Annotated in this window: 1 pseudogene; it reads right to left on the bottom strand. The window is 60.0% G+C overall.

Annotated elements, in window-relative coordinates:
- Positions 1–558 (bottom strand): annotated as a pseudogene (locus tag Q1A06_RS20910) (transposase); the annotation flags it as partial.

Raw genomic sequence — 558 nt, 5'->3', positions numbered from 1 at the left:
TCGACCACGTTATTGTCCATCTCGATGCGCCCATCTGCCAGAAACAGGCAAAGCCCGTCCCAGTATTTTGCGATGTACTTGAGTGCCTCGCCCAAAGGCGCTTTGGCAGAAACGCGGTTGCGGTTCGCTGTCAGCCAAGTTTCAAAGGCGGCTATCAATGGCGCTGAACGGTCTTGTCTGGTGGCCTGCCGTGCTTCGGCGTTCAGGCCTCTGATATCCTTTTCGATCCGATAAAGGGTGGCGATCTGCTTCAACCCCTCTTCTGCGAGGGGTGCGGTGCCGGATTGCGCAACCTTGTGCAGTTTGCACCGCGCGTGTGCCCAACAGTAGGCCGATGCAACACTGTCATCCGCGCGTTTGAGCAGGTGGTTGTAGCCAGCGTAACCGTGGACTTGGAGGATGCCCGAGAGGCCGTTCAAAATGTCATCAGCATATTGGCCGGACCGCCCGGGCACCCCACGCTCGGTCGTCGCGGGCCAGCGCCCAGAAGTATCCAGTTTTGGTTTTGCGTTTGCCCGCTGCCCGGCAGTCGCCGCTTGCGGCGATGAGAGGGGGGGG

It is taken from the genome of uncultured Sulfitobacter sp. (assembly GCF_947497275.1).
Lineage (GTDB): Bacteria > Pseudomonadota > Alphaproteobacteria > Rhodobacterales > Rhodobacteraceae > Sulfitobacter.
Note: the sequence above shows the minus strand (reverse complement) of the source record. Positions and strands in the feature narration are given on the sequence as shown.